This window comes from Enterocloster bolteae (assembly GCF_002234575.2).
Taxonomy (GTDB): domain Bacteria; phylum Bacillota; class Clostridia; order Lachnospirales; family Lachnospiraceae; genus Enterocloster; species Enterocloster bolteae.
Genome location: NZ_CP022464.2, coordinates 2,622,076 through 2,644,473, shown reverse-complemented (window position 1 = coordinate 2,644,473; position 22,398 = coordinate 2,622,076). Strand labels below are relative to the sequence as shown.

Annotated in this window: 18 protein-coding genes; 4 read left to right on the top strand and 14 right to left on the bottom strand. The window is 50.2% G+C overall.

Translation table 11 applies throughout. The annotated features are described in order from the left end of the window. Positions 1-331 precede the first annotated feature (331 nt). Both CGC65_RS12335 and CGC65_RS12330 read right to left on the bottom strand, forming a co-directional pair. Positions 332-817 carry a hypothetical protein gene (locus tag CGC65_RS12335; RefSeq protein ID WP_002567183.1) on the bottom strand — a complete coding sequence of 162 codons (486 nt, stop codon included), beginning with the start codon at positions 815-817 and terminating at the stop codon, positions 332-334. A 157-nt stretch (positions 818-974) separates the two neighbouring features. After that, positions 975-1,595, bottom strand: a complete 621-nt coding sequence (locus CGC65_RS12330; RefSeq protein ID WP_002567182.1) for a TetR/AcrR family transcriptional regulator — start codon at positions 1,593-1,595, stop codon at positions 975-977. A 398-nt stretch (positions 1,596-1,993) separates the two neighbouring features. Here CGC65_RS12330 and CGC65_RS12325 point away from each other — a divergent pair, with 398 nt between their 5' ends. Then, on the top strand, positions 1,994-2,689 hold the full coding sequence (locus CGC65_RS12325; protein ID WP_002567181.1) for a DinB family protein: 696 nt from the start codon (positions 1,994-1,996) through the stop codon (positions 2,687-2,689). A 31-nt stretch (positions 2,690-2,720) separates the two neighbouring features. On the opposite strand, the gene mobB is transcribed toward CGC65_RS12325, so the two are convergent. The 4 genes from mobB to mgtE all read right to left on the bottom strand — a co-directional run bounded on the left by mobB (position 2,721) and on the right by mgtE (position 8,569). Next, positions 2,721-3,938, bottom strand: a complete 1,218-nt coding sequence (gene mobB, locus CGC65_RS12320; protein WP_002567180.1) for a molybdopterin-guanine dinucleotide biosynthesis protein B — start codon at positions 3,936-3,938, stop codon at positions 2,721-2,723. Further along, positions 3,935-5,812, bottom strand: coding sequence for a sensor domain-containing diguanylate cyclase (locus CGC65_RS12315; RefSeq protein WP_002567179.1), 1,878 nt, complete (start codon positions 5,810-5,812; stop codon positions 3,935-3,937). The genes mobB and CGC65_RS12315 overlap by 4 nt, the downstream gene beginning before the upstream one ends. Before the next feature lie 199 nt (positions 5,813-6,011). Continuing rightward, positions 6,012-6,899: a fructose bisphosphate aldolase gene (locus CGC65_RS12310; protein WP_002567178.1), complete on the bottom strand. Its 888-nt coding sequence runs from the start codon at positions 6,897-6,899 to the stop codon at positions 6,012-6,014. 320 nt (positions 6,900-7,219) lie between these two features. Next, complete coding sequence (gene mgtE, locus CGC65_RS12305) at positions 7,220-8,569, bottom strand: magnesium transporter (RefSeq protein ID WP_007035852.1); 1,350 nt, start codon at positions 8,567-8,569, stop codon at positions 7,220-7,222. Positions 8,570-8,983: 414 nt separating this feature from the next. Here mgtE and CGC65_RS12300 point away from each other — a divergent pair, with 414 nt between their 5' ends. Both CGC65_RS12300 and asnB read left to right on the top strand, forming a co-directional pair. Then, on the top strand, positions 8,984-10,357 hold the full coding sequence (locus tag CGC65_RS12300) for a hypothetical protein (protein ID WP_002567176.1): 1,374 nt from the start codon (positions 8,984-8,986) through the stop codon (positions 10,355-10,357). 40 nt (positions 10,358-10,397) lie between these two features. Further along, entirely contained in the window at positions 10,398-12,251 is a 1,854-nt protein-coding gene (gene asnB / locus CGC65_RS12295) for an asparagine synthase (glutamine-hydrolyzing) (protein ID WP_002567175.1), read from the top strand. 15 nt (positions 12,252-12,266) lie between these two features. On the opposite strand, the gene CGC65_RS12290 is transcribed toward asnB, so the two are convergent. Further along, on the bottom strand, positions 12,267-13,652 hold the full coding sequence (locus tag CGC65_RS12290; protein WP_002567174.1) for a GGDEF domain-containing protein: 1,386 nt from the start codon (positions 13,650-13,652) through the stop codon (positions 12,267-12,269). A gap of 131 nt (positions 13,653-13,783) precedes the next feature. Here CGC65_RS12290 and CGC65_RS12285 point away from each other — a divergent pair, with 131 nt between their 5' ends. Further along, the gene (locus tag CGC65_RS12285) at positions 13,784-14,131 is read left to right on the top strand and encodes a helix-turn-helix transcriptional regulator (RefSeq protein WP_002567173.1); all 348 of its coding nucleotides are present in this window, start codon (positions 13,784-13,786) and stop codon (positions 14,129-14,131) included. Positions 14,132-14,323: 192 nt separating this feature from the next. Here CGC65_RS12285 and CGC65_RS12280 read toward each other — a convergent pair whose 3' ends face one another. The 7 genes from CGC65_RS12280 to CGC65_RS12250 form a co-directional block, all read right to left on the bottom strand. Beyond that, entirely contained in the window at positions 14,324-14,677 is a 354-nt protein-coding gene (locus CGC65_RS12280) for a cupin domain-containing protein (RefSeq protein WP_002567172.1), read from the bottom strand. Positions 14,678-14,817: 140 nt separating this feature from the next. Beyond that, a complete protein-coding gene (locus CGC65_RS12275; protein ID WP_002567171.1) occupies positions 14,818-15,705 on the bottom strand; it encodes a hypothetical protein in 888 nt (295 codons plus the stop codon). A gap of 225 nt (positions 15,706-15,930) precedes the next feature. After that, positions 15,931-17,133, bottom strand: a complete 1,203-nt coding sequence (locus CGC65_RS12270) for an FprA family A-type flavoprotein (RefSeq protein ID WP_002567170.1) — start codon at positions 17,131-17,133, stop codon at positions 15,931-15,933. A 294-nt stretch (positions 17,134-17,427) separates the two neighbouring features. Further along, a complete protein-coding gene (asrC, locus tag CGC65_RS12265) occupies positions 17,428-18,483 on the bottom strand; it encodes a sulfite reductase subunit C (RefSeq protein WP_002567169.1) in 1,056 nt (351 codons plus the stop codon). An 18-nt stretch (positions 18,484-18,501) separates the two neighbouring features. After that, positions 18,502-19,293 carry an anaerobic sulfite reductase subunit AsrB gene (gene asrB, locus CGC65_RS12260; RefSeq protein ID WP_002567168.1) on the bottom strand — a complete coding sequence of 264 codons (792 nt, stop codon included), beginning with the start codon at positions 19,291-19,293 and terminating at the stop codon, positions 18,502-18,504. Positions 19,294-19,309: 16 nt separating this feature from the next. After that, positions 19,310-20,344: an anaerobic sulfite reductase subunit AsrA gene (gene asrA / locus CGC65_RS12255; protein ID WP_002567167.1), complete on the bottom strand. Its 1,035-nt coding sequence runs from the start codon at positions 20,342-20,344 to the stop codon at positions 19,310-19,312. 283 nt (positions 20,345-20,627) lie between these two features. Beyond that, positions 20,628-22,370 (bottom strand): cadherin-like beta sandwich domain-containing protein, encoded by a 1,743-nt coding sequence (locus CGC65_RS12250; RefSeq protein WP_002567166.1) that lies wholly within the window; start codon positions 22,368-22,370, stop codon positions 20,628-20,630. Positions 22,371-22,398 lie beyond the last annotated feature (28 nt).

Here is a 22,398-nt window from a genome sequence, read left to right as displayed (position 1 = left end):
CCCTTTGCAGATCTCCCTGAAACACATCTCATCTGCTTTTCAAATATTTAATGCAGCATGCTATAATTAAAACCAGAGCAATAAACCTCAAAATATGAAATGTGCTGGCGAAAAAAGTAACTAAATACATCTTATACATATGTCCTCCCGGATAATCAATGAAAGCTTTCTTCTGTTTTCAGTTTCGACGACCTTACATCTATATTATACCGCTGAATGAACCATTCCCCCAGCAATGCCTCCACCAGGTGAAACCAGATATGACCGAACACGGATAGCACTGCAGGAACCAGTAAGAATGCTTCAATTTCTCCCCAAATTATCTCCCACCTCATTTCGTTGCAAAATGCGTCTTAAAGAATTCAGTAAAAGCAGCCAGTTCTTCATCCTGCGACACATACACATAGAGTTTTTCATCCTCCAGCCAATCGTAGGCATTGATGCCAATATAACTCTTTCTGTCGGGATAAATGATAAAGGCATCCGTGGGGTACTTATTCCGGTATGCTTTCAGGATTTCCGACCGGCGGTAATAGGTTGGATCACCACATCCGGAAAGATCAGGGACTGTTGGAACAACTACAATCGTCTGGTTTACCTCATTCCAGCCAACAAGAAGATTTCCTATTTTCGATTTGCTGCCATGAACAAACCCATAATTAAAACGGCTTACATCTTCGGTAAAGCCAAAGATCAATCGGTAATCGTCCCCATTTTCTACAGCCTGATTAAACAAAGCACGCATTTTTTTTGCATTTGCATTGCTTTTTACCATATCAATTTCAGGTCCTTTAAAAAGCTTACCAAAAATTCCCATTATTGTTTCCTCCTGTAATTAAATATTTATTATATTAAGCTGAAACCAATTATGGCCACAGCCATTTATTATGTGAATTCCCCTATTTATCCACGGGAAATAGCGGATGTGTCATACCAAATGCGAGGAAATAAGCAGATGCAGGTGCCTTATCTTTTTATAAGATTGGTTTACATTTTAGCTTTTCAAGGTAATCCACAAGCGCCTCCATTTGAAACTCCGCAGTCCCATCAGAAGCCTCGGAAACCAGTAATGGTAAATTTTCTGGGAGAGCCCGGCATGTAATCACGATTAATAACGTCAGATTGAGCACTAATTTAAGCTGTTCTGTGTCGGCTTCAATCTCAAAACTATTTAATATTGCATGTAAAAGGCTTAATTGCTTATCTCTGAACACCTTATAACTATCCCTGGATAAACGCTTGAAGATAAGGCGCTGCTCATCCATCGTCAAGACAGCGATCCCATATTTTTCACCATAACATAGAGAGTGGAGAAACGTTTTCACCTTATCCCTCCAGCTTATGGCTGGATCGTTCATCAGTTTCCGGGCATATTCAATGAGTTGGGGCTGCTGCAGATAAAGGGCCTCCACAATCAGCTCCTCTTTATTCGGAAAAAAAGAGTAAAAGAAAGTGCGTGATATACCCACCTTCTTATAGATCTGCTCCACCGTGGTGTGCTGTATCCCCTGCTTTGTCATCAAATCCAGCCCCACAGCAATTAATGCCTCTCTGATTTGTACCCGTTCTTTTTCAGAATAACCGACTTTAGGCATCGTTTCCCCTCTTTTAAATAAAAACATTTTTTATTTTTGTCTTTATTTTATCACAGGGAATCGGATCCTACAAGAGTGAATATATTAAAACAGCGTTCAAACCTGATACTGAAAATCTTCCGTCTTGTTATCACCGCTATCATCTTTTTCTGCATAAAAATATTGCCATAATAAAATATTTTTGCATTTGACAGATACATCCCCAAATATTAGAATTAGGTATATAAGTCACAGGCTCCATATAAAAGGTAAGACAATTCCATTACGGGAGACAGAACGACCGTAAAAATTCATCTAAGAAACTATGCACCAGCGCCGGCGATGACATATATGAAATGTTACAGGAATTTCCTGAAAAATAAAATGGATTCATCAATTCGGCTTTAGGAGTAAAAAAAATGAAATATTTTGGCCGCGGATTAAGTGAACAGCACAAAGAATTAAGCAGCATCATCCGAAAGACTTCGGAGACCGAACGCTCAAAAGACCTGTTTCTGCAAATACATGCAAAGCTGCATTCTTCTGTGGTATCCGGTACAGACAAAAACGAGGTGGATAATCTTTTATGTGATTTGAAACAGAACGAATATGCCATCATGCCGACAGGAAAAGATGAAACCATTGCGTGGGGTTTGTGGCATATCGCCAGAATCGAAGATTTGACCATGAACATCCTGGTCGCCCGGAAAGAACAGGTGTTCAACCAGGACTGGAAAGAACGGCTGAATGCCCGGATTACAGATACCGGAAATGCACTCTCTGACGATGAGATTATAGACTTTAGCAGAAATGTCAATACAGAGCAATTGATTTGTTACAGAAATGCCGTGGCGCAAACGACAAGGGACATAATCCGCAGCTTAAGTGCCGCTGATTTAAAGCGCCAGATCCGGCAGGATGATATAGAGAAAATCCTGTCCGTTGGCGGAGTTACACAACAGGAAACCTCCATATGGCTGCTTGATTTCTGGGAAAAAAAGGATGTGGCGGGCATACTGCTTATGCCGCCTACCCGCCATGTAATGCTCCACCTGAATGATTGTTGTAAATGGAAAGAAGCTATCCGGACTAAGAAAAAGTTTTTCAGAAGCTGACGGGTACGGCTCTGTACTGCTTCCTTAACGGTCATAGCTCATCACCGCCGTCTCCCCGGCAGTACCTGTCCATGTGCTCAATCACGATTTCCAGGATGCAGTCTTTCTGAGCGGCTGTGAGTACGGGACATTTCCCATTCCGGCGGTTACCCCTGCCCGGGCAATCTTCCCCGCTTCTGGCGTTCTCCCCGCTCCAGGTGTTCTCCCCACTCCTGGCAATCTGCCCGCTCCAGATATAAGCCAGCACTGTTTCCGGCCTGCACACCGGGACATCCGAGACTTCCCTTCTCAGTACCTCCAGCTTTGGATAATCTGAATCTTTCTGTCCTTCCAGGAAAATAATGTCTGCCTCCGGGAAGAAACCAAAGAAATCCTCTGCCTTCATGGAAGGCTGCTCCTTTGTCATGGAAAATTTGGTGCCGGAGTACACCACTGTGCCGTATGCCCCTGCTTCCTTTATCCTCCGGCTGTCGGTTCCCGGCACATCAGCCTCAAACTCATGGCCGTCATGCTTGATTACCGCAGACCGGATTCCCACCCTGTCCAGCGCTCCAACCAGCATTTCCAAAAGGGCTGTCTTACCGGTGTTCTTTCTGCCGCTTACAGCCAGGACAGGCGTGCGCAGCCCTTCCAGGCTCCTGTAGGCGGAGGGTGAATTCACATTGGCAAACCAGATATCCGGTATATGGGCCTCTGACGTATCCACCACAATACAGCGCACAGCGTTCAGGAACTTCATCAGCCGGTAATTTCCCTGACGGATCGTGTCTCCCAGCGCCTCCAGACAGGTGGCCGCGTAAAAGCCGCATAATGGCTGTATACGGCCGTCCCTGGTTCTCCACAGCACCGCATCCGCCCCCGGCTCCCAGCGCTCCATCAGAATAGCCGCCATCTCTTTCCTGAATAAAGGCATATCACAGGACACAAAGAACAGCCCATCAAGTCCTGTGCGCTGAAAGCAGGACCATATACCGCCCATGGGGCCAATCCACTCTCCTTCTGCCCCCTTTACAGTATCTTCAATCACTTCCAGTCCGCCTTCCCTGCCACCGCTGCCTGCATAACAGGCCCGGGACAGGTAGCACGGGATGTCCAGGGCCTGAAGCTGCTTCTGTATATGCCCGCAAAAAGACTCTCCCTTATAGTCCAGTCCTCCTTTGTCAATACCGCCCATACGGCGTCCCTGTCCGCCTGACAGAATTACACTTCCCCATCCGTGCTTCATGTCCTGTTCCTCCTGCTGTGTCATGATATTGTCCTGTCCTGTTTTTCCTCTCCTGCCTCCCTGCTTTCATTCCGGTTTTTGGACTGCTCCTTGTCCAGATACATAGCCTCGTCCGCAGCCTTAAATAAGGTCTCGTAATCCATCCCGTCCTCCGGGCACAGGGCGGCGCCAATACTGGCCCTGATTCCCCTGATTCCCCAGGTGGTTATCATGACTGTCCTGAGACTGTCCTGTATTTCCCCTATCTTGCGTTTTCCTGTCTGCCAGTCAAATGCCCCCGGAAGGAACATGACAAATTCATCCCCGCCAATGCGGGCCACTATATCATTTTCCCTGCAGGCTCCCTTAAGGACTCTTCCCATCTCAGTGAGTATGGCATCCCCTGCCGCATGGCCCATGGTATCGTTGATGCTCTTAAAATCATTTAAATCCAGCATCAGAAACAGTCCCTGTCCTTTTTCCTTAACCATGCGGTCAATCAGCTTTTCACCTGCCTTGTTGTAGATTCCCGTAAGCACGTCCCGCATAGCCTGTTCCCGAAGCTCCTGCTCCCTGCTTCTCTGCCGCGAAATGTCCGCCAGCTTGCCCACCACCTTGGCCACTGTCCCTGCATCAGAGGTAATGGCCTTATAATGACATCCGAACCAGTGATACTCGCCGGATATACTCTTAAGCCGCAGTTCTGCATACTGGATTTTGTCCTCCCCGCTGCCGGTTCTGCCTCTCAGCATATCCTCCATAACCTTCCTGTCCTCCTGGACAAACAAGTCTGTCCTGGTCTTTTTTCCCATGACATGGCTGATTTTAAGCTCATCCAGCATCAGGATGCGCCTGGCATTGTTGGTAAATTCCAGGGTGTCCTTTCTCCTGTCGTATTCAAAAAGGGCCGTATCAGAAAACTCCGCCAGAAGTCCGTACTTCTTAGTCTCAAAGTCCAGGCTTCTCCGGTAATGCAGGAACAAAACCACGATTCCGCCGCCCAGAGCAGCCGTAAGGCCAATCAGAAACAGGCTGGCATAGATAAGCTCCTTCAAAATATTGTCATAATGAATGGCCACATCAGGCGAGCGTACAAAATTTACGATATACCACTCATTATACCCCAGATAATCCCAGGAAAAATAGTAGGAATCCCCCTTCCCCTCAAACATGAAGCTGTCTGACCCGTCTCCATAGAAGCGCTCTTCCATCTGCTCCACTACTTCATCCGTAATGCCGGCTACCTTTACCGAATCAAACAGGTTCCCTGTGGATATATCACCACGGTTGTGATTCTCACTGGCAAGAATTGTTCCATCACGTCTCACAATGAGTGTGCTGCTGCGTGTAAATGCGCTTGCCTCAGGAACCTGTTCCGTGATGGCCAGGGGCTCCAGTCTGGTCTGCAGCACTCCAATCACCTCTCCATTCTTCCAGACCGGTTCCGCTACCGTGAAAACAGACTTGTTTCCCGCCTTCTTCCAGTCCCATATATCGGACACCACACCTGTTCCCTGCTCAATCTCACCAAACAGGCTCCAGTCACGTTCCGACGCCTGCTGAACCCTCAGCCTTCTCTCCAGCTCCTGCAGGGTCACATATTCTATCATATAGTCCCTGTTCTGCAAATTAAGCTGATCCAGATATCCGTTCAGGGAATCCTCCGTATATTCCGGTATAATCTGTTCCACCAGACCAGAAATCCCTTTCAGGGTATTCCAGGCATCCGTGATGGAGCTGTTCAGGTAACGCTTTTGGGCCTGGGTATAAGAAGTCAGGTTCGCTGCCACCATGTTTCCGAATTCCCCGGCCAGCTTCCCGCGCTGATTGTAAAAAACACCGCTGGCTGTCAGTGCGAACACAAAGCAGAACACCAAAAAAGCGGCAACATGCCATTTTCCAATTAACTTACGTTTCATAGATTCCTCTTGTCATAACTCAATGCCTCTGCATCCTTTTACCGGGATACATTTTCATCACATCTTTTTATATGATACCATTTATAACAGTCCTTGTAAACAGAAGGCCGTCCGCCAAATACACCCAATAAGCCCAATACCCAGCCCTATGTTTCCAGATCGCAAAAAGGCTCCGCAGCAATAGCGGAGCCTCCCTGTCTCAGGTTATGGATGCATCGTAAATCTCCTTAATGGACTGGGCCAGCATACGGTCAAACTCGCCCTGGGTCTGATTGGCATTAAGGCCTTCGGACAATGCCCTGGAAAAGCTGGCAATCAGTCCCGGACTGCGGCTTAAGCGCTCATTGGCCTCCTGGCGGGAATATCCGCCGGACAGCGCCACCACACGCACTACATGGGAATCTTCCATGAGGTCGCTGTAGAATCCGTGCTTATCCGGAATGGACAGTTTAAACATCAGCCTGGTATCCTCCGGAAGCGCTGCCAGATGTTTCTTGATTTCATCCTTCATGATTTGCTCAGATTCAGCCTTATCCGGACTGTAAATATCAATCTCCGGCTCCAGTATGGGAACCAGTCCCGCAGCCGCAATGCGAAGCCCGATTTCAAACTGCTGGTCCACAATCTTTTTGATGCCCACAGGGTTAGCCTGCTTAATCACGGAACGCATCTTAGTTCCGAAAATATGCCGCTCCACCGCACGTACAAGGAGTTCATCCAGCCCCGGAACAGGCTTCATCAGCCGGACTCCGTCCGCTTCCTCTGCCAGACCCTTATCCACCTTCAGGATAGGGATGATACCCTTCTCCTCCCACAGGTAATCCGCAGTCAGCTTATCCCCAATCTTCCGCTCCATGGTATTCTCAAAAAGGATGGCTGCCAGGATATGGTCTGAGGTAAAGGAGGGACTGGTTATAATCCTGGTACGCATCTCATGGACCAGATTGAACATCTCCTCATCATTGCTGTACTGGTCCTCTCTGATTCCGTAATTCTTAAGCGCCTTTGGCGTACTGCCGCCGCTCTGGTCTAACGCTGCGATAAACCCTTTTTTCCCGCTCATGATTCTTAGCTGTTCCTGGTTCATATAACTACCTCTCTTTCTTGATGGAATATATGGTATAAGACCGGAGGCACCTCAAGAAAACACGACACCTCCATACTATAAGTTCTGCTGAAACCGGACGCGGGGACAGATATCAAAGACTTGAAACATGTTTTATAACTTACCTTTATTATAGTAAAATCTGTTCCCCATTGTCAATAGAGGGTTCTGAGGATTTACAAATTGTGGGGCCAAAATAGGACAGAGAACCAAATAGCCGGGGACCAAATGGCCGGAAACCATCCAAAAGCAAAAGGCCGGAATCCTGTATAGAAACAAGATTCCGGCTCTGAACATTCTTCCTAAATCTTCAGCAGGCTGCAAGCCAGCTGAAAATATATAATCAGGCTCACCGCATCCACAATGGTGGTGATAAGCGGGGCAGCCATAATGGCCGGGTCCAGATGGAGAACCTGGGCCGCAATGGGCAGGACACATCCAATGGTTTTGGCCAGCATGACGGTGGCTAAAAGGCTCAGTACCACTGTAAGGCAGAGCATTTCCTGTCCTGGAAAACGGATTACCAGCTGTATATAATTGACCAGTCCCAGCAGGACGCCCACAATGACTCCCACCCGCAGTTCCTTCCAGAGTACCCGCAGGATATCACCGGCTTCAATCTCTCCCACTGCCATGCCGCGGATAATCATGGTGCTGCTCTGGCTGCCCGCGTTGCCGCCAGTATCTGTCAGCATGGGAATGAAGGTCACCAGCAGCGGTATCACCGCAAAGGCGGCCTCGTACTTTGCCAGGATGCTGCCTGTAATCATACTGCTGATCATGAGAATCAGAAGCCAGGCCAGACGGTTCTTTGCCAGGGCAAACACGCCTGTCTTAAGATAAGGCTTCTCGCTGGGGAGCATGGCTGCCATCTTCTCAAAGTCCTCTGTGGCCTCCTGCTCCATAACATCCACCACGTCGTCCACGGTAACGATGCCCACCAGACGGTTCTCATGGTCCACCACAGGAAGGCTCAGGAGGTCGTACTTACGGAAGCTCTCCGCCACCTCCTCCTGGTCGTCTGTGGTCACGGCCTTGATCACATGTGAATCCATGATGTTGCCGATGACTTCCTCATAGGGATGCATCAGCAGATCCTTGACCGTCACCACACCCTCCAGGGCCCTCTTTGCGTCCATGACATAACAGGTGTAAATGGTCTCCTTATCCACGCCGTGCCTGCGGATGTAGGCAAATGCCTCCTCCACGGTCATGCGCTTCTTCAGGCCCACATACTCTGCCGTCATTATGCTTCCGGCGCTGCCTTCCGGATATTTTAAAAACTGGTTGATCAGCTTCCTGGTGTCCGGCGTGGAGTTCTTAAGCACACGCTTGACCACATTGGCCGGCAGTTCTTCCAGCATATCCACGGCATCGTCCACAAACAGGTCGTTTACAATGGCGCTGAGCTCATAATCCGTGATGCTGTTGATAATATGCTCCTGCTTCTCCACAGGCAGGCAGGCGAACACATCGCTTGCCAGCTCCTTGGGAAGCATGCGGTAGACCACTACGGTCTTCTCGGAATCCAGCTCCTCGATGAACGCAGCAATATCCACCTCGTTCATCTCAATCAGCTTTTCCTTCAGTAACCTGAGCTGCATTGTGTCTAACAGCTCCATCAGCTCTTTTAAATCAAAATTCTCCTGCATCTTATTCCTTCCATGAATGGTGACATCATGAAAGCAGCACGCAAAATGCCGCAGTCCTGCCCTGGATGGCCGGACCGCAACAACAAAACAGCCATAATTACAGACTCCTCCTGTAATAATGGCTATCATCATAAACGCATATGAATCCTATAATTAACGGCAGTGAAAGCAAAGCGGGATCAAAGCCGCCGACGCAGCTCCCACTACCAAACGCTTATGATAATTGTCTGCTTCCAACTTATGACTTCGACCTTCCACTCCGGTTCACTTCCTTTCATTTTAAAATTTAATCCTTATCTAGCATACCAGCACCTGGCCATAAAATCAACCCCTAATTTCCTGATTTCCTTTTCACGGAGGAGAGCATTTCCCCATATCATAGATTATATTCCATAAATACAGGAGTGACTTATTATGATAGAATCCGCAGTAGTGCTGACTCCGCTCCACTACGCTTATCTCATAGGCGTCATTGTTATCCTGGCAGTGATGGTCCTCAAAAAGGATACGCCTGCCGTCTGCATCGCCTTCCTGTTTATCCTGGGCCTCATCGGCCTTAAATCTGTTACCGGCGGCATCATAACCGTATTTTCCGCTGTTCTCTACGCAGGCAGGGAATTCATGGAGGTGCTGGCAACCATTGCCCTGGTCACCTCCCTTTCCAAATGCCTGAAGGACCTGGGAAGCGACTATCTGATGATGGTTCCCATGGCCGGCATTATGAAAACACCTTCCCTGACCTGGTGGATCCTGGGGCTTACCATGTTCCTGTTTTCCCTGTTCCTGTGGCCCAGTCCCTCTGTTGCACTGGTGGGTGCCATCATGCTGCCCTTTGCTGTAAAGGCAGGCCTGAATCCCTTAGCCGCAGCCATGGCCATGAACCTGTTCGGACACGGCTTTGCGCTGAGCTACGATGTGGTAATTCAGGGCGCTCCCGCTATCTCAGCAGGCGCAGCAGGCCTTGACACATCCTCTATTCTCCGGCAGGCATGGCCTTTATTCTGGATGATGGGCATTGTCACCGTCCTCAGCGCATATGTGTTAAACAGGAGCCAGCTGGATGCCAGGGGCCCCAGGCTCTCCATACAGGCAGAACCCTCCAGGCCCCAGGGACATAAGAAGGCCGCCCTGTTCCTGGCTGTCTTTACCCCGATTGCCTTTGCAGGAGATATTATTCTCATGCTCCTGTGCGGCCTGAAGGGCGGGGATGCCACCAGCATGGTCTCCGGCACCGCTCTCCTTATCACCTGCCTGGGCGCTTTGCTGGGCTTTGGAAAACAGTCCCTGGAAAAGGTCACGGGCTATGTCACTGAAGGTTTTCTCTTTGCCATCCGCATCTTTGCTCCGGTTATTATAATCGGTGCCTTTTTCTTTTTAGGAGGGGATGGAATCACCTCCATCATGGGGGAACGGTTTAACCGTGGCATCATGAATGACTGGGCCCTGTGGCTGGCGCAGAATGCCCCCCTTAATAAATATATGGCGGCCTTTATACAGATGGTGGTCGGCGGACTGACAGGTCTGGACGGTTCCGGTTTTTCAGGCCTTCCCCTGACCGGCGCCCTGGCCAGAACCTTTGGAACCGCCACCGGCTCGTCTGTTCCGGTCATGGCGGCCCTGGGCCAGATTGCGGCTATCTTCGTGGGCGGCGGCACCATCGTGCCGTGGGGACTCATCCCGGTTGCCGCCATCTGCAATGTAAGCCCGCTGGAACTGGCCAGGAAAAACCTGATACCGGTCTGTATCGGCTTTGCCTGTACCTTTGCCCTGGCATGCTTTATGCTTTAACACCAAACACATTTCCACATCATGACAGGAGGAATAAATTATGTGCGGAATTGCCGGTTTTTATAACCCTCATGACCATTACCTGAAAGAGAAAGAACACTATGAATCTGTCCTGCAGGCCATGGCAGAACGCTTACGCCACCGTGGCCCCGATGACGCCGGACGGTGGCTCTCGGAACACGGCGGCCTGTCCCATGCCCGCCTGTCCATCATAGATCTGGCCGGAGGCCACCAGCCCATGGTGAAATCAGGCTCCGGACAGACCTTTGCCATTGTCTACAACGGGGAACTGTACAATACCGATGAACTGCGCCAGGAGCTTATGGCCGCGGGATATTCCTTCCAGACCTCCAGCGACACGGAGGTCATACTGGCAGGCTATATGGAATACGGCCCTGACTTTGTAAAACGCCTGAACGGTATCTTTGCCTTTGCCATCATGGACACGGCCTTAAACCGTCTGTGCCTGTTCCGGGACCGGGCCGGGGTAAAACCTCTGTTCTATACAATAAGAGGCGAGGAACTCATTTTTTCTTCCGAGCTCAAAGGAATCCTGGCCTATCCCGGCGTCAAGGCGCAGTTAGACCTCAGGGGACTGAATGAAGTGTTCTCCGTCGGGCCTGCCAGGACCTATGGCTGCGGCGTCCTAAAGGACATGGAGGAACTGCTTCCGGGCCATTACCTCATATGTACCCCTGATGGAATCCGCCAGCAGAGTTATTGGAAGCTGGTCAGCCGTCCCCATGAGGACAGCTATGAACGAACCATTGAGAAAACATCATTTCTGGTGGAGGATTCCGTGCGCAGGCAGATGGTTTCAGATGTGCCCATCTGTACCTTCCTCTCGGGGGGCGTGGATTCCAGCCTGGTGTCTGCCATCTGCGCAAAGGAACTGAAAAAGCAGGGAAAGCGCCTGACCACCTTCTCCTTTGACTTTGTGGACAACGATAAGTTCTTCCGGGCCAACTCCTTCCAGCCCTCCCAGGACCGCCCCTATGTGGACCAGATGGTAAAATTCCTGGATTCCGACCATCATTACCTGGAGTGCGGAAACCTGACCCAGGCTGACCGTCTGTTTGATTCTGTCCTGGCCCATGATCTGCCGGCCATGGGGGATATCGACTCCTCCATGCTCCAGTTCTGCTCCATGGTCAAGGAACACAACAAGGTGGCCCTGACCGGGGAATGCGCCGACGAAATATTCGGCGGCTACCCATGGTTCCATAAAAAGGAATGTTTTGAAGCCCATACCTTCCCGTGGACCATGGACCTGGCCCCCAGAAAGGCCCTGTTGGATGACAGCTTCTTAGAGTATCTGGACATGGACCGGTATGTGCTGGACACCTATGAGCGCTCCGTGGCAGAGACCCCTGTCCTGGAAGAGGATTCCCCGGAGGAAGCAAGGCGCCGGGAAATCGCCTGGTTAAACCTGCGCTGGTTCATGCAGACCCTTCTCAACCGCATGGACCGCACCAGCATGTACTCCGGGCTGGAGGCAAGGGTTCCCTTTGCGGACCACCGAATCATGGAATACGTCTGGAACGTGCCCTGGGACATGAAAACAAGGGACGGACTGGTAAAGAACCTGCTCCGCCAGTCAGGAAAAGGACTTCTCCCGGATGAAATACTGTTCCGGAAAAAGTCCCCCTATCCTAAAACCTATGATACCGCCTATGAAAAACTGCTTGTGGACCGTGTAAGGGAAATGATGGACGACAGCCACTCCCCGGTAATGGACTTCCTGGACCGGAAAAAACTGGCCCGCTTCCTCACCAGCCCCTCTGACTACGGAAAACCATGGTACGGCCAGCTCATGGCCGGCCCTCAGATGCTGGCCTATCTCCTCCAGGTCAACTTCTGGCTGAAAACCTATCACATTGAGGTGGTGGGCTAGACACGCCCGCACAGGTCAGGGCTCGGAATGAGGCCTCATTCCGGGCTCGTAAAAGGCGAACTGATTCTTTCCCCGGCGCTTGGCTTCATAGACAGCTATATCCGCTTTCATGAGAAGAGAATCGTAATCCCTTCCGTCCCTTGGGCACACAGCCCCTCCGATGCTGCAGGACAGCCCGCAGCCTTTCAGGTCTAAATCCGGTATGCGGCTCACCGCCTGGCACAGACGTCCGGCGCACTCCCTTGCCTCATCAAGTGATGTGACTCCTGAGAGAAAAGCCACGAACTCGTCGCCTCCCACCCTTCCGATTATGTCGGAAGTACGGAGGACCTGGCGGAAGCACTCTGCCACAGAGCACAGCACCTTATCCCCATACCGGTGGCCAAGAGTATCGTTCACTGTCTTAAAATTATCCAAATCAATAAAAAGCAGCACAGAAGGGGGCATCACTGCGGCCCCCCTAAGGATTCCATTGATCTTGGCATTTACTGCCTGGCGGTTATACAAACCTGTAAGGGAATCAATCCTTGCATGAAGGAGGGCGTCGCTGAGGCGCTTCTTCTGCCTGCGCTGCTCCAGGTACTCTGCCGTAATATCCTGGCGCATAAGGAGAATTTTTTGCTCCTGTCTGTCAAAGTATACATAGCGAAGCAATTTACGGGCATACCGGCCGTCCGTCCCCTTCTCACCATAGGATACCATCAGCTCGCCTTCACGCTCCAACACATCCAGGACATTGTTCATAGATGCCTTCTCCAGAAGCAGGTCCCTGTCCTCAGACACCACATACTTCCTGATACATTCCTCCAGCTCCTGCTCATAATTCCCCGAATGAGGCATCTGTCCCTGAATACGGCTGTCATTTTTCTGCAGGATTTCATAGTAACCCGTGTCTCCATCCAAACACAGGAAGAAATCGCATTTTTTATACACATATTGATCAATAATCTGCTCCTGTATATACCGCTTCTGTTCTTCCTTTCCCATATCGCGGACATAACACAGCATTGTACCTCCGCCGCCGGCTGTTATGGCCACCACCTCCACCCACACATAGCCTCCCTCTGCCGTCCTTTGGCGGTAAACCAGCTTCTCAGGATGTTTGCTCCCGTAAAGTTCTTTCATGTGCACGGCGCTGAAAAACGCCTGGAACTGCCTGCACTCCCGGGGATGTACATGGCTCCAGGCAAATGCCTGAAATTCCTGCTCTGTCCGGTTCTCCCGCAGACGGCTCCTGCCCTCTGTGTAAAATATAATGCGGCTGTCCCCTGATGCCAGGTCCCAGGCCAGCAGTTCGTCAAATAATGTCAGAAGCGGCTGTGCATACTCCATTTCAAGCCCCGGTTCCAGTACCACATGTTTTATGTACACCTGCATTCTGTCTTCTGTCCCTTCACCCATGCAAAACTTCCTTTCCCCCTCCCGGCATTCCATCCAGGAGTTTAGTGTATCTCAATTCATATTTTATATGTATTGCATAGTGATTCATAATATAAGAAGTGTAGTGTACACTAGTATTGAGGTGAATCACAATGCATGACTACGTTAAAACTTTAGGTACGGTCATCCGAAAAGCCCGCGAAGAACAGGGAATGTCCCAGGCTTCCCTGGCAGAGAAGCTGGGTATAGATGTCCGTACCATTATTAATATAGAAAATTTCCGCGGAAACCCCAAATTCGAGGTGCTTTATCCTCTGGTAACCACTTTGAGAATTCCCGCCGACCGTATCTTTTACCCTGAAACCGAGTCCATGGGCGACAGTAAACAGCAGCTGTTCTGGGAGCTCCACAGCCTGAGCGAAAAGGAAGCCCTGGAACTTCTCCCCGTCATACGCTGTCTGGCCGAGATGATGCGCAAGCATGGGTCTGAAAACCCATAATCAAATATTATTTTACTACAGTGATTTTAAAAATACAACATATTATTCATTATACTACAGTTTTTCCATGTATTAAAATACATGTTTCAGTCAAAAATACAGAGCTGTCTGCCAGAAACCAGATTCAAACAATCCTTCCAAAGCAGACAGCCCCGTCCAATGTCCCGGGCAAAATCTCTCCTCCGGCATCTCTTATGCCGGAACATTGATAATAAGGGCAATGATTTCCATGGTTTCATCCCCGTAACAGCCAATGCCGTGGCTGTCCCCGTCCTTGCACATGTGGTAATCTCCGGGATTCAGCACGGTTTCCACACCGTTATCTGTTACCAGGGCCTGCCCTTTCAGAATATAATACCCTTCAAACTCCCCATGATGCTCATGTATCCCAATGGATGTACCCGGCTCAAACACAACACGAGCAAAGGTCCTGCCCGAACCATAGGCCTCCTCCTTTGTCATGAAGGTGTGGAAGGTCACATCCCCCATCCCCTTCTGCAGCTCATGCCTGGTCACGGGCTCCATCTCGTCTTTTCTTCTAATCATGATTCCTGTCCTCCTGTCATTCCTTATAGCTATCCATATTGTACCATCCTGTCCCTGGTCCGTCAACGGCCGGCCCCCTTTGCAGGCGCGTCCCTGAAATGCGTCCTGCACCTCCTGGCAGGCATGCCGTACGGTTGCCGTCAGGAGTAATACAGATCCCGCTTCCTTCCTATAACAGGGCCGGGGCAGTCTGAAGCAAGGGAAACCGCCAGTATCTCCTGGTCCAGCTCCACCTGCGGCTTCACACTGCATTTCGCCTTTAAGAGCTGGCACAGGCTCTTGGCCCGCTTCATGCTGTCAGTTGCCTCCCGCATCAGATGTTCCAGCTCCTGCTCCACAAAGCTGTCCTTTGCATATTCACGGCAGATGACATCGTAGTTGCGCTGGCGGCCCGTATCTTTTCTGCATATATCCTCCAGAAAGCTTCTGGCCACTTCGCCGGATGGAAACTGTTCACTTAAATGAAGCATTATGAGACGGGCATACGCTTCCACAAACGGCCCTTCTCCTGTCCTGGAGCGGCGCCCGTCCATACGGCAGAACTGTTCCATGTCAAAAGCCCGGGCCGGCACATGGAGGTGGCCCCAGGCCCCGGTCATATAGCATACATATGCCTGCTCCCGTATCTCTCCTTCATCAAACTCCTCCCGCCCGTATTTTGCCGCACCTTCCTGTATCTTATATATCAGATTGTGAGTAATATACCGGTTCACCCTCAGGTTCACTTCCTGTTCAAGGACAGCCATATCATAGATATGTTCAGAGGACATGGGAAACAGTGCCTCCAGAAGACCCCCGGTAAAATCCAGAAACCGGTTGGTTCTGCTGTCGAAAAATAAAAAGGGACCATTACCCGGCCCGGTTCGGTCAGAGACTGCCTCCGGCCTGCATCTGACGCTAATTTCCCAAAAACCATCCGGACAGGCAGGGCCCGGTTTACCGGCAGAAAATAAATATTCCTGGTTTCCGGAAAACACACTGACTGCCTTCCCCGCCCTTATCCCCTCAATCAGTCTCATAATCCCCATGTCATCATATCCTCTCGCATCATTTGTATTTTCCTGAGCATCCCATATTTCAATGCTCTAAATTACGGGATGTATGTTCTATACTACTAAATTTCACAAAAAAATGCAATATTCACAACCAAAAATACACAAAAAGTACAATAAATCACAATAAAACACCGGATGGCTCAAACAAAGCCATCCGGCAAACCGTTATAAATCACGATTGTCCCTGATTGGGTACTGCTATTTCATGGAGTTTACAATGGCATCGGCCATGGCATCCAGTTCTTCCATCTGGGATTCCTTAAGGGAGGATTTTACAGTCACCATCTGTTCCAGAACCGTCATATTCTTCATGGTGCCGATGATTTCCTTCATCTGCTTGCCTGACAGCACGCCCCAGGATCCGTTTTCCATCAGGGCCACCGTCCTGTTCTGCAGGTTATGGGCCTTCAAATCCATAAGCACATGCTCCATGCTGCTAAAGATGCCTCCGTTATAGGTGGCAGATGCAAACACCAGGTGGCTGCAGCGGAATGCCTCCGAGATAATGGTGGAAGGATGGGTGGAGGAAGCGTCATACATCGCAATGTTCCTGATTCCCCTCTCCGCCAGCTTGCAGGCCAGGATATTGGCTGCATTCTCTGTATTTCCATAAATGGAGCCGTAGGCAATCATAACCGCCTTTTCCTCCGGTTCATAGCTGCTCCAGGTCAGATACTTGTCCACGTACCAGCTAATATCTTTACGCCATACCGGGCCGTGAAGCGGGCACAGGGTACGGATATCCAGGCCGGACGCCTTCTTTAACAGGGTCTGCACAGATGGTCCGTACTTGCCCACGATATTGGTATAATAACGTCTGGCATCATCCAGCCAGTCTCTCTCAAAGTTGACCTCATCCGCAAACAGGTTGCCGTTCATGGCCCCGAAGGTGCCGAAGGCATCTGCGGAGAACAGGGTCTTGTCCGTGGTATCATAGGTCACCATAACCTCCGGCCAGTGCACCATGGGTGCCATGAGGAAGGTAAATGTATGACGTCCGGTGCAAAGGGTATCATTTTCCTTGACCACAATGGCCCTGGAATCAATATCAAAATTATAAAACTGTTTGATAATCGGAATCGTTTTAGGGTTGCACACAACCTGTACTCCCGGATACCGCAGCACAATCTCCCCAAGGGTGGCGCAGTGGTCCGGCTCCATGTGGTTCACCACCACGTAATCTAAGGCACGTCCCTTTAACAGCGCGTCTATGTTCTCAAAAAACTGCTCCGTGATTGCCCTGTCCACCGTGTCAAACAACACAGTCTTCTCATCCAGCAGCAGGTAAGCATTATAGGAAACCCCCCGCGGAATAGGATAGGCGTTTTCGAATAAGGCCAGCCTCCGGTCTGTACCGCCAACCCAGAACAAATCATCATTGATGCGCTTTACACAGTACATATTCATTCTTCCTTTCGTCCATAATATGTTAAATATCCGTCAATTTATTTCGCTTAGAAGTATACTACATTTTCCCCAAAATGTCACTGTATAAATTAGTGTACACTAATAATTTCCGGCTGTCCGCATATTCTTCCGCGCTGTCTGTACTTACTTTGTATAGTATCCCTTTCTATCCCTAAAATATCACGGAGCCGCCAATCTTTGCGCAAAAACGGCAGAAAAACAGCAGGGCATGTATTCACACCCCCCGCTGTTTGAATTTCCTCGTTGCTGTTGATAATCCCAAATCCCCTATGCCTTCTTTTTCGCCGGTTCCTGGGGGCCTGCGTGCTTATGCTCAGACAGCGGCATCACATGCATGTTCCCCCGCTGCTCATTCTCGGCCCAGAATATATCATCCGCCATCTTTGCCTCAGGATTGAACTCCACCCCTTCAAAGATATGTTTTACGAATTCCTTATATCCCACACGGTCAATAAGGTGGCCGCCGTGGAGATACTCCGGCTTGTAATCCAGGGCCCAGGCGGAAAATTTCTGCCAGTTGGCAAACATACCCAGAATCACATCCTCCGTAACCCAGTTAAGGAACAGCTTGCCTGCCCTTGGATTCTGCTTGCCCGTACGCCCTCCCAGGGTTACGCGGTACAGCTTCTTATCGCCCCTGGTCCATGCTCCGGTGGGACAAATCAGGGAACACTCGCCGCAGCCGACGCAGCAGCAGGCGTCCTTGTCAATCTTGCCGTTCTGGTTCAGGCTCAGCACGCCTGTTGCATGGTGCTTGCAGGCGTCCACGCAGGAACCGCAGCCAATACAGCGGTCAATGTCATAAACCTGCTTGTTGATGCCCATGATGCCGAAGTCGTTGAAATTGGCCTTAACGCAGTCATTGGGACATCCGGCCACAGCCACTTTAATATGGTAATGGGATGGGAATATCAGGCGCTCAATCTTTCTGGCCAGCTCGTATGTATTGGCATTGCCCTTGATGCAGTGGGCGTTTCCGATACAGGACATGATATTCCTGGCGCCGATGGTAGGGTAGCCGTAATCCGTCACATCCATGTCCACGCCGCACATCTCCACATCCACATCATGGATATATGACTTGATGTACTTATTTACTTCCTCTATGTTCTCATACTTTACACCGGGTATGTCAAAGGTCTGCCTGGTGCCCAGATGGAAGGTGCCGTTTCCGAAGCGCTCGCAGAGGTCCTGCACCAGCTTTAAGTGTTTTGCCTCAATCATAGCTCCCGGCACACGCATCTGCAGCATGAATTCCCCTGCCACCTTGGACTGTCTGAAACAGTTGATTCTTACCTTTTTTATATCAATATCATGATTCATTCCTTCGCCACCCCTCTCTTAATCAACCAGATACTTGGCCTGGGTATAATTGAACACAGGCCCGTCCAGACAGACATACACCTCATCAATGCGGCAGTGTCCGCATTTTCCCACGGCACATGACATCTTGCGCTCAAAGGACATCCATATCTTTTCTTCCGGCACCCCCTGCTTAAGCACTTCCAGGCCGGTAAACTTCATCATAGGCGGCGGTCCAACCACCACGACGCTGTAGTCTTCTCCAAAATCCTTAAAAGGTATCCGTGACACGAACTCTGTGACAAAACCCGTCTCCCAGCCATCCTTGCGGTCTGTATCCAGGGCATAGATGGTGGTAAACTTCTCCTTCCAGCGGTCCAGGTCATGTTTGAAAATGATTCCGTCCTCATTCTTAAATCCGCTGATCAGGTGCACGCTCTTCACAAAATCCTCCTGCTCCCAGAACATGTTCAGCATGCTCTTCACCGGCGCAAGCCCGGTGCCTCCGGTAATGACCACCATGTGTTTGCCCTGAAACTGCTCCACCGGCCATCCCTTGCCGTAGGCTCCCCTTAAGAAAAGAATGTCACCCGGCTGCTTCTCAAATATCTCGTCCGTCACCTTTCCCACGGAACGGATGGTGAAATCCATCCAGCCATCCCCGAAGGAGCTGACGGATATGGGCGCTTCCCCTACCTTTGGAATGGAAAGCTGCAGGAACTGTCCGTGGGACGGACGGATGTCTGTCTCCACCCTGAATGTATATTCATGAAGGCTCTCCCGCCTTACCTCGCGTATCTTACATGCCACTGGCTTCACTATATTATTCATGACTGCATCCCCTCTCCTATGCCTGCTTACCGGCTTTTATTTCCTCGATAGCGTCTGCCATCTTGTTCACTGTAGCCACAATGGATATGTACTCAGGACACCGGTCCATGCAACGTCCGCAGCCCACACACATATGGTAGTCCTTAAACCTGGCTTTGTAATCGTGGAATTTGTGGAGCACCTTGTAGCGCATCCTGTCCCCGGCCCTGTTTCTGAAGCTCATGCCGCCTGCCATGTCGGTGAAGTCCTTTACCTGGCAGGAGGCGGAAGTCCTCTTGCGCTCTCCTACATTGCGGTTCTCATTGTATATGATATCCGTTGTGGTAAAACAGGTACAGGTGCTGCACGCCACGGTACAGGCGCCGCAGGAGATGCACCGGCCGTCAAACTGCCTCCACATGGGATGTTCTTTAAGCTTTGTCAGAACCTCCTTATCCGGAATCTCCGGCACGGTAAGGGTCAGCTCATTTTTTTCCACAAACTGCGGTTCAAAGGGACATTCCTCCATGCCCTCGAAATAGGAGGCAAATGCATGGTCCTTTACCTGGAACTCCAGCCCGTCTTCCCCGAAACGGACTGCCATGGAATAATCATCGGTTTTGTTGGTTCCCATGCTGGCACAGAAACAGGTATCCCAGCCCTCGCCGCACTCCATCATCACGATCTTTACCTTCTCGTTCATGCGTTTATAATATATATCCTCATAGCCGCCGTTGGTCAGGTAGATCTTTTCCTGGTGATGCTGTGCGTGGATATCGCAGGGCCGCATGAATATAAGCAGCTTCTTGGAACCGGCCTTGCTTTCAATGAATTCATCCTCTGTGAAATAGAACAGAGACTGGGTAATGGGACTTAATACCTCCTTGGCCGGAAAATCCGATTTTTCCCTGTACTCGATTTCCTCCGCCCGGTCCACCCTGGCGTACTTAATCAGGTCTGTGTCGGAATACCTGCCCTTACCCACAAAACGTTTTGGCGCCCATATCTCATACTCTTCCTGAAGCTTTGCAAACATCCTGTCGGCATCCTTCAAATCCATTCTGTATCCCATGAAATGCCTCCTCCTTTATTCTTTTATCCTTTATATATACTCTATATTAAAAGGCTTATGTTATTATTATAACAACCCCAAAAAATAAAGTATAATTATATATTGTGATGGTCTGATAATAAATTTTTATCATTAAGGATTGTCTGGGCCGGTGAAGGCGCGTACGGCCAGGGCAGCACACAAAAGGCAGCAGCCGCGGGAATATCCCGGATAGCTGCTGCCTTTATGGTCTGTTAATTCTATTATACCTAATTACAAATATACTTAACTACAAATATATTAATTACAAATCAAAAATCTCAAAATCATCATCCTGTCCGTCCGGTTTTGCAGGCACCTGCTCTGCTTCTCTTCTGGCAGACAGCTGTTCCTGCGTCACAGGAGGCTTCTGCCTGGATGCCGGGGCCTGGGCCGGTGTACGCTCCGGATTCTGAACCGGCGCATGAGCTGGTGTCCGGGCCGGCGCATGAGCCGGGGCCTGGACCGGCCTTGCAGGCTTCACCGGCTTCTTTACCGGAGTCTCCACCTGAGGCTCTTCCTCCTGCTCATAGACATCTTCTTCCTCATCATAGATGTCCCCGTCCTCTTCGCCCACCGGATAATCCTCCTCCGGAAGGTCTCTGTAGTCCTCATCGTCATCGTAGACAGAATCATCCTCATACTCCCGGGATTCATCGTATTCATCAGAGTCCTGGTATTCATCCTCACCGGCATATTCCTGATAATCCTCTGAATTCTCCAAAAGCTCAGGCTCCTCTGCCTTTTCCTTCCTGCTGTTTCTGCCCCGGCTGCCCCGCGGACCGTCCTTCTTGTCACCCAGTTCATCCCGGCTGCCGCCCTTTTTCCCGGATCCCCTGGTAAATACCACCACCAGAAGGATGACCAGCAGAATGATTGCAATGACAATGGTCACAATCAGCAGTATCTTAAGGAGACTGTAATCATCGTAAATCTTGTCGTATGTAAGGGCCAGCTCATCGTACACTTCCTTTGTCACGGAACCGCTGATGGCCGGATCCTCAAAGTAACGCTGGATGGTCCTCTCATCGTCCTTCATGTCATACCGGTAGAAGCCCTTTTCTCCGGCCTCATTCATACCGTACACAACACAGTACTGATGCTCTGCCTCAGAGCCCCATACCCAGCCCTGTACCTTGTGGCCGTCGATATTAATGGTGCTCTCCTTGAATCCCTCCGGAACTTTGACCTCAGGATCAGGCGGAAGAATGGTGATAACGCGCTCGGCAATCCGCATCCTTACCTGGGAAGAAGCATCGGCATCCGCCGCACTGGCGCCGCCCTCTGCCTTGGTCACCACGATAACATATTCCTTGATGGTCTCGCCATCCTGGGCTGTCACACGGCATGTCACACGGTTTTCGCCCATCTGGAGGCCTTCGTTTCCGCTGACCACCTTGGTGGCATTCTCATCCGTGCAATCCGCGCTGACAATCACCTTATCCACATCTGTACCAACCGTCACCGCATAGGTGTCCACATCCGGTGAAAAGGCCGGCGTCAGGCTTCCTGGTGAAATCTGGAGGGATTTAAGGGTCGCATCCTTGGAAGCTGACTGGAGGGCGCTGACCGTTACAGTGGAATTTCCCTGCTGGTTAACCGTCACAATCTGTGAGTTGGAATCATAAATCTCCTGGCTGGTGACCTCAATCTTGCTGGTCCCGGCTGCTATGGCATTGAAATTAAGGGTAAATACAAGGGTACCCGTATTGGGCGTGCCCGCATCCCCATGGACCCGGACAGCTCCTGCCCCTCCGTCCGCATTGGTACCGTCCACAAATTCCAATATGTTGGAATCATAGGACAGCATCACATCCGCGTTGGCCAGGTTATCGCTGCTGGTTATCTTCATATTCACCTTGATCTTGCCGCCCACAGTTGCCGATGGATCGGAAAAGGCGATTCTTGCATTTGCTGCAAAGGCTGTTATCATCTGAGCCGGCATCATGACTGTCATCATACACGCCATTGCCAGAACTGCAGCCGCATGTCTCATACGTCTAATCATTATCATTTCCCACTTTCTGATTATAATG

Bases quoted from the DNA above. Each gene is read 5' to 3' on its own strand.
- CGC65_RS12335 (WP_002567183.1), bottom strand. From the start codon at position 817: ATGGGAATTTTTGGTAAGCTTTTTAAAGGACCTGAAATTGATATGGTA.
- CGC65_RS12330 (WP_002567182.1), bottom strand. From the start codon at position 1,595: ATGCCTAAAGTCGGTTATTCTGAAAAAGAACGGGTACAAATCAGAGAG.
- CGC65_RS12325 (WP_002567181.1), top strand. From the start codon at position 1,994: ATGAAATATTTTGGCCGCGGATTAAGTGAACAGCACAAAGAATTAAGC.
- mobB (WP_002567180.1), bottom strand. From the start codon at position 3,938: ATGACACAGCAGGAGGAACAGGACATGAAGCACGGATGGGGAAGTGTA.
- CGC65_RS12315 (WP_002567179.1), bottom strand. From the start codon at position 5,812: ATGAAACGTAAGTTAATTGGAAAATGGCATGTTGCCGCTTTTTTGGTG.
- CGC65_RS12310 (WP_002567178.1), bottom strand. From the start codon at position 6,899: ATGAACCAGGAACAGCTAAGAATCATGAGCGGGAAAAAAGGGTTTATC.
- mgtE (WP_007035852.1), bottom strand. From the start codon at position 8,569: ATGCAGGAGAATTTTGATTTAAAAGAGCTGATGGAGCTGTTAGACACA.
- CGC65_RS12300 (WP_002567176.1), top strand. From the start codon at position 8,984: ATGATAGAATCCGCAGTAGTGCTGACTCCGCTCCACTACGCTTATCTC.
- asnB (WP_002567175.1), top strand. From the start codon at position 10,398: ATGTGCGGAATTGCCGGTTTTTATAACCCTCATGACCATTACCTGAAA.
- CGC65_RS12290 (WP_002567174.1), bottom strand. From the start codon at position 13,652: ATGGGTGAAGGGACAGAAGACAGAATGCAGGTGTACATAAAACATGTG.
- CGC65_RS12285 (WP_002567173.1), top strand. From the start codon at position 13,784: ATGCATGACTACGTTAAAACTTTAGGTACGGTCATCCGAAAAGCCCGC.
- CGC65_RS12280 (WP_002567172.1), bottom strand. From the start codon at position 14,677: ATGATTAGAAGAAAAGACGAGATGGAGCCCGTGACCAGGCATGAGCTG.
- CGC65_RS12275 (WP_002567171.1), bottom strand. From the start codon at position 15,705: ATGGGGATTATGAGACTGATTGAGGGGATAAGGGCGGGGAAGGCAGTC.
- CGC65_RS12270 (WP_002567170.1), bottom strand. From the start codon at position 17,133: ATGTACTGTGTAAAGCGCATCAATGATGATTTGTTCTGGGTTGGCGGT.
- asrC (WP_002567169.1), bottom strand. From the start codon at position 18,483: ATGAATCATGATATTGATATAAAAAAGGTAAGAATCAACTGTTTCAGA.
- asrB (WP_002567168.1), bottom strand. From the start codon at position 19,293: ATGAATAATATAGTGAAGCCAGTGGCATGTAAGATACGCGAGGTAAGG.
- asrA (WP_002567167.1), bottom strand. From the start codon at position 20,344: ATGGGATACAGAATGGATTTGAAGGATGCCGACAGGATGTTTGCAAAG.
- CGC65_RS12250 (WP_002567166.1), bottom strand. From the start codon at position 22,370: ATGATTAGACGTATGAGACATGCGGCTGCAGTTCTGGCAATGGCGTGT.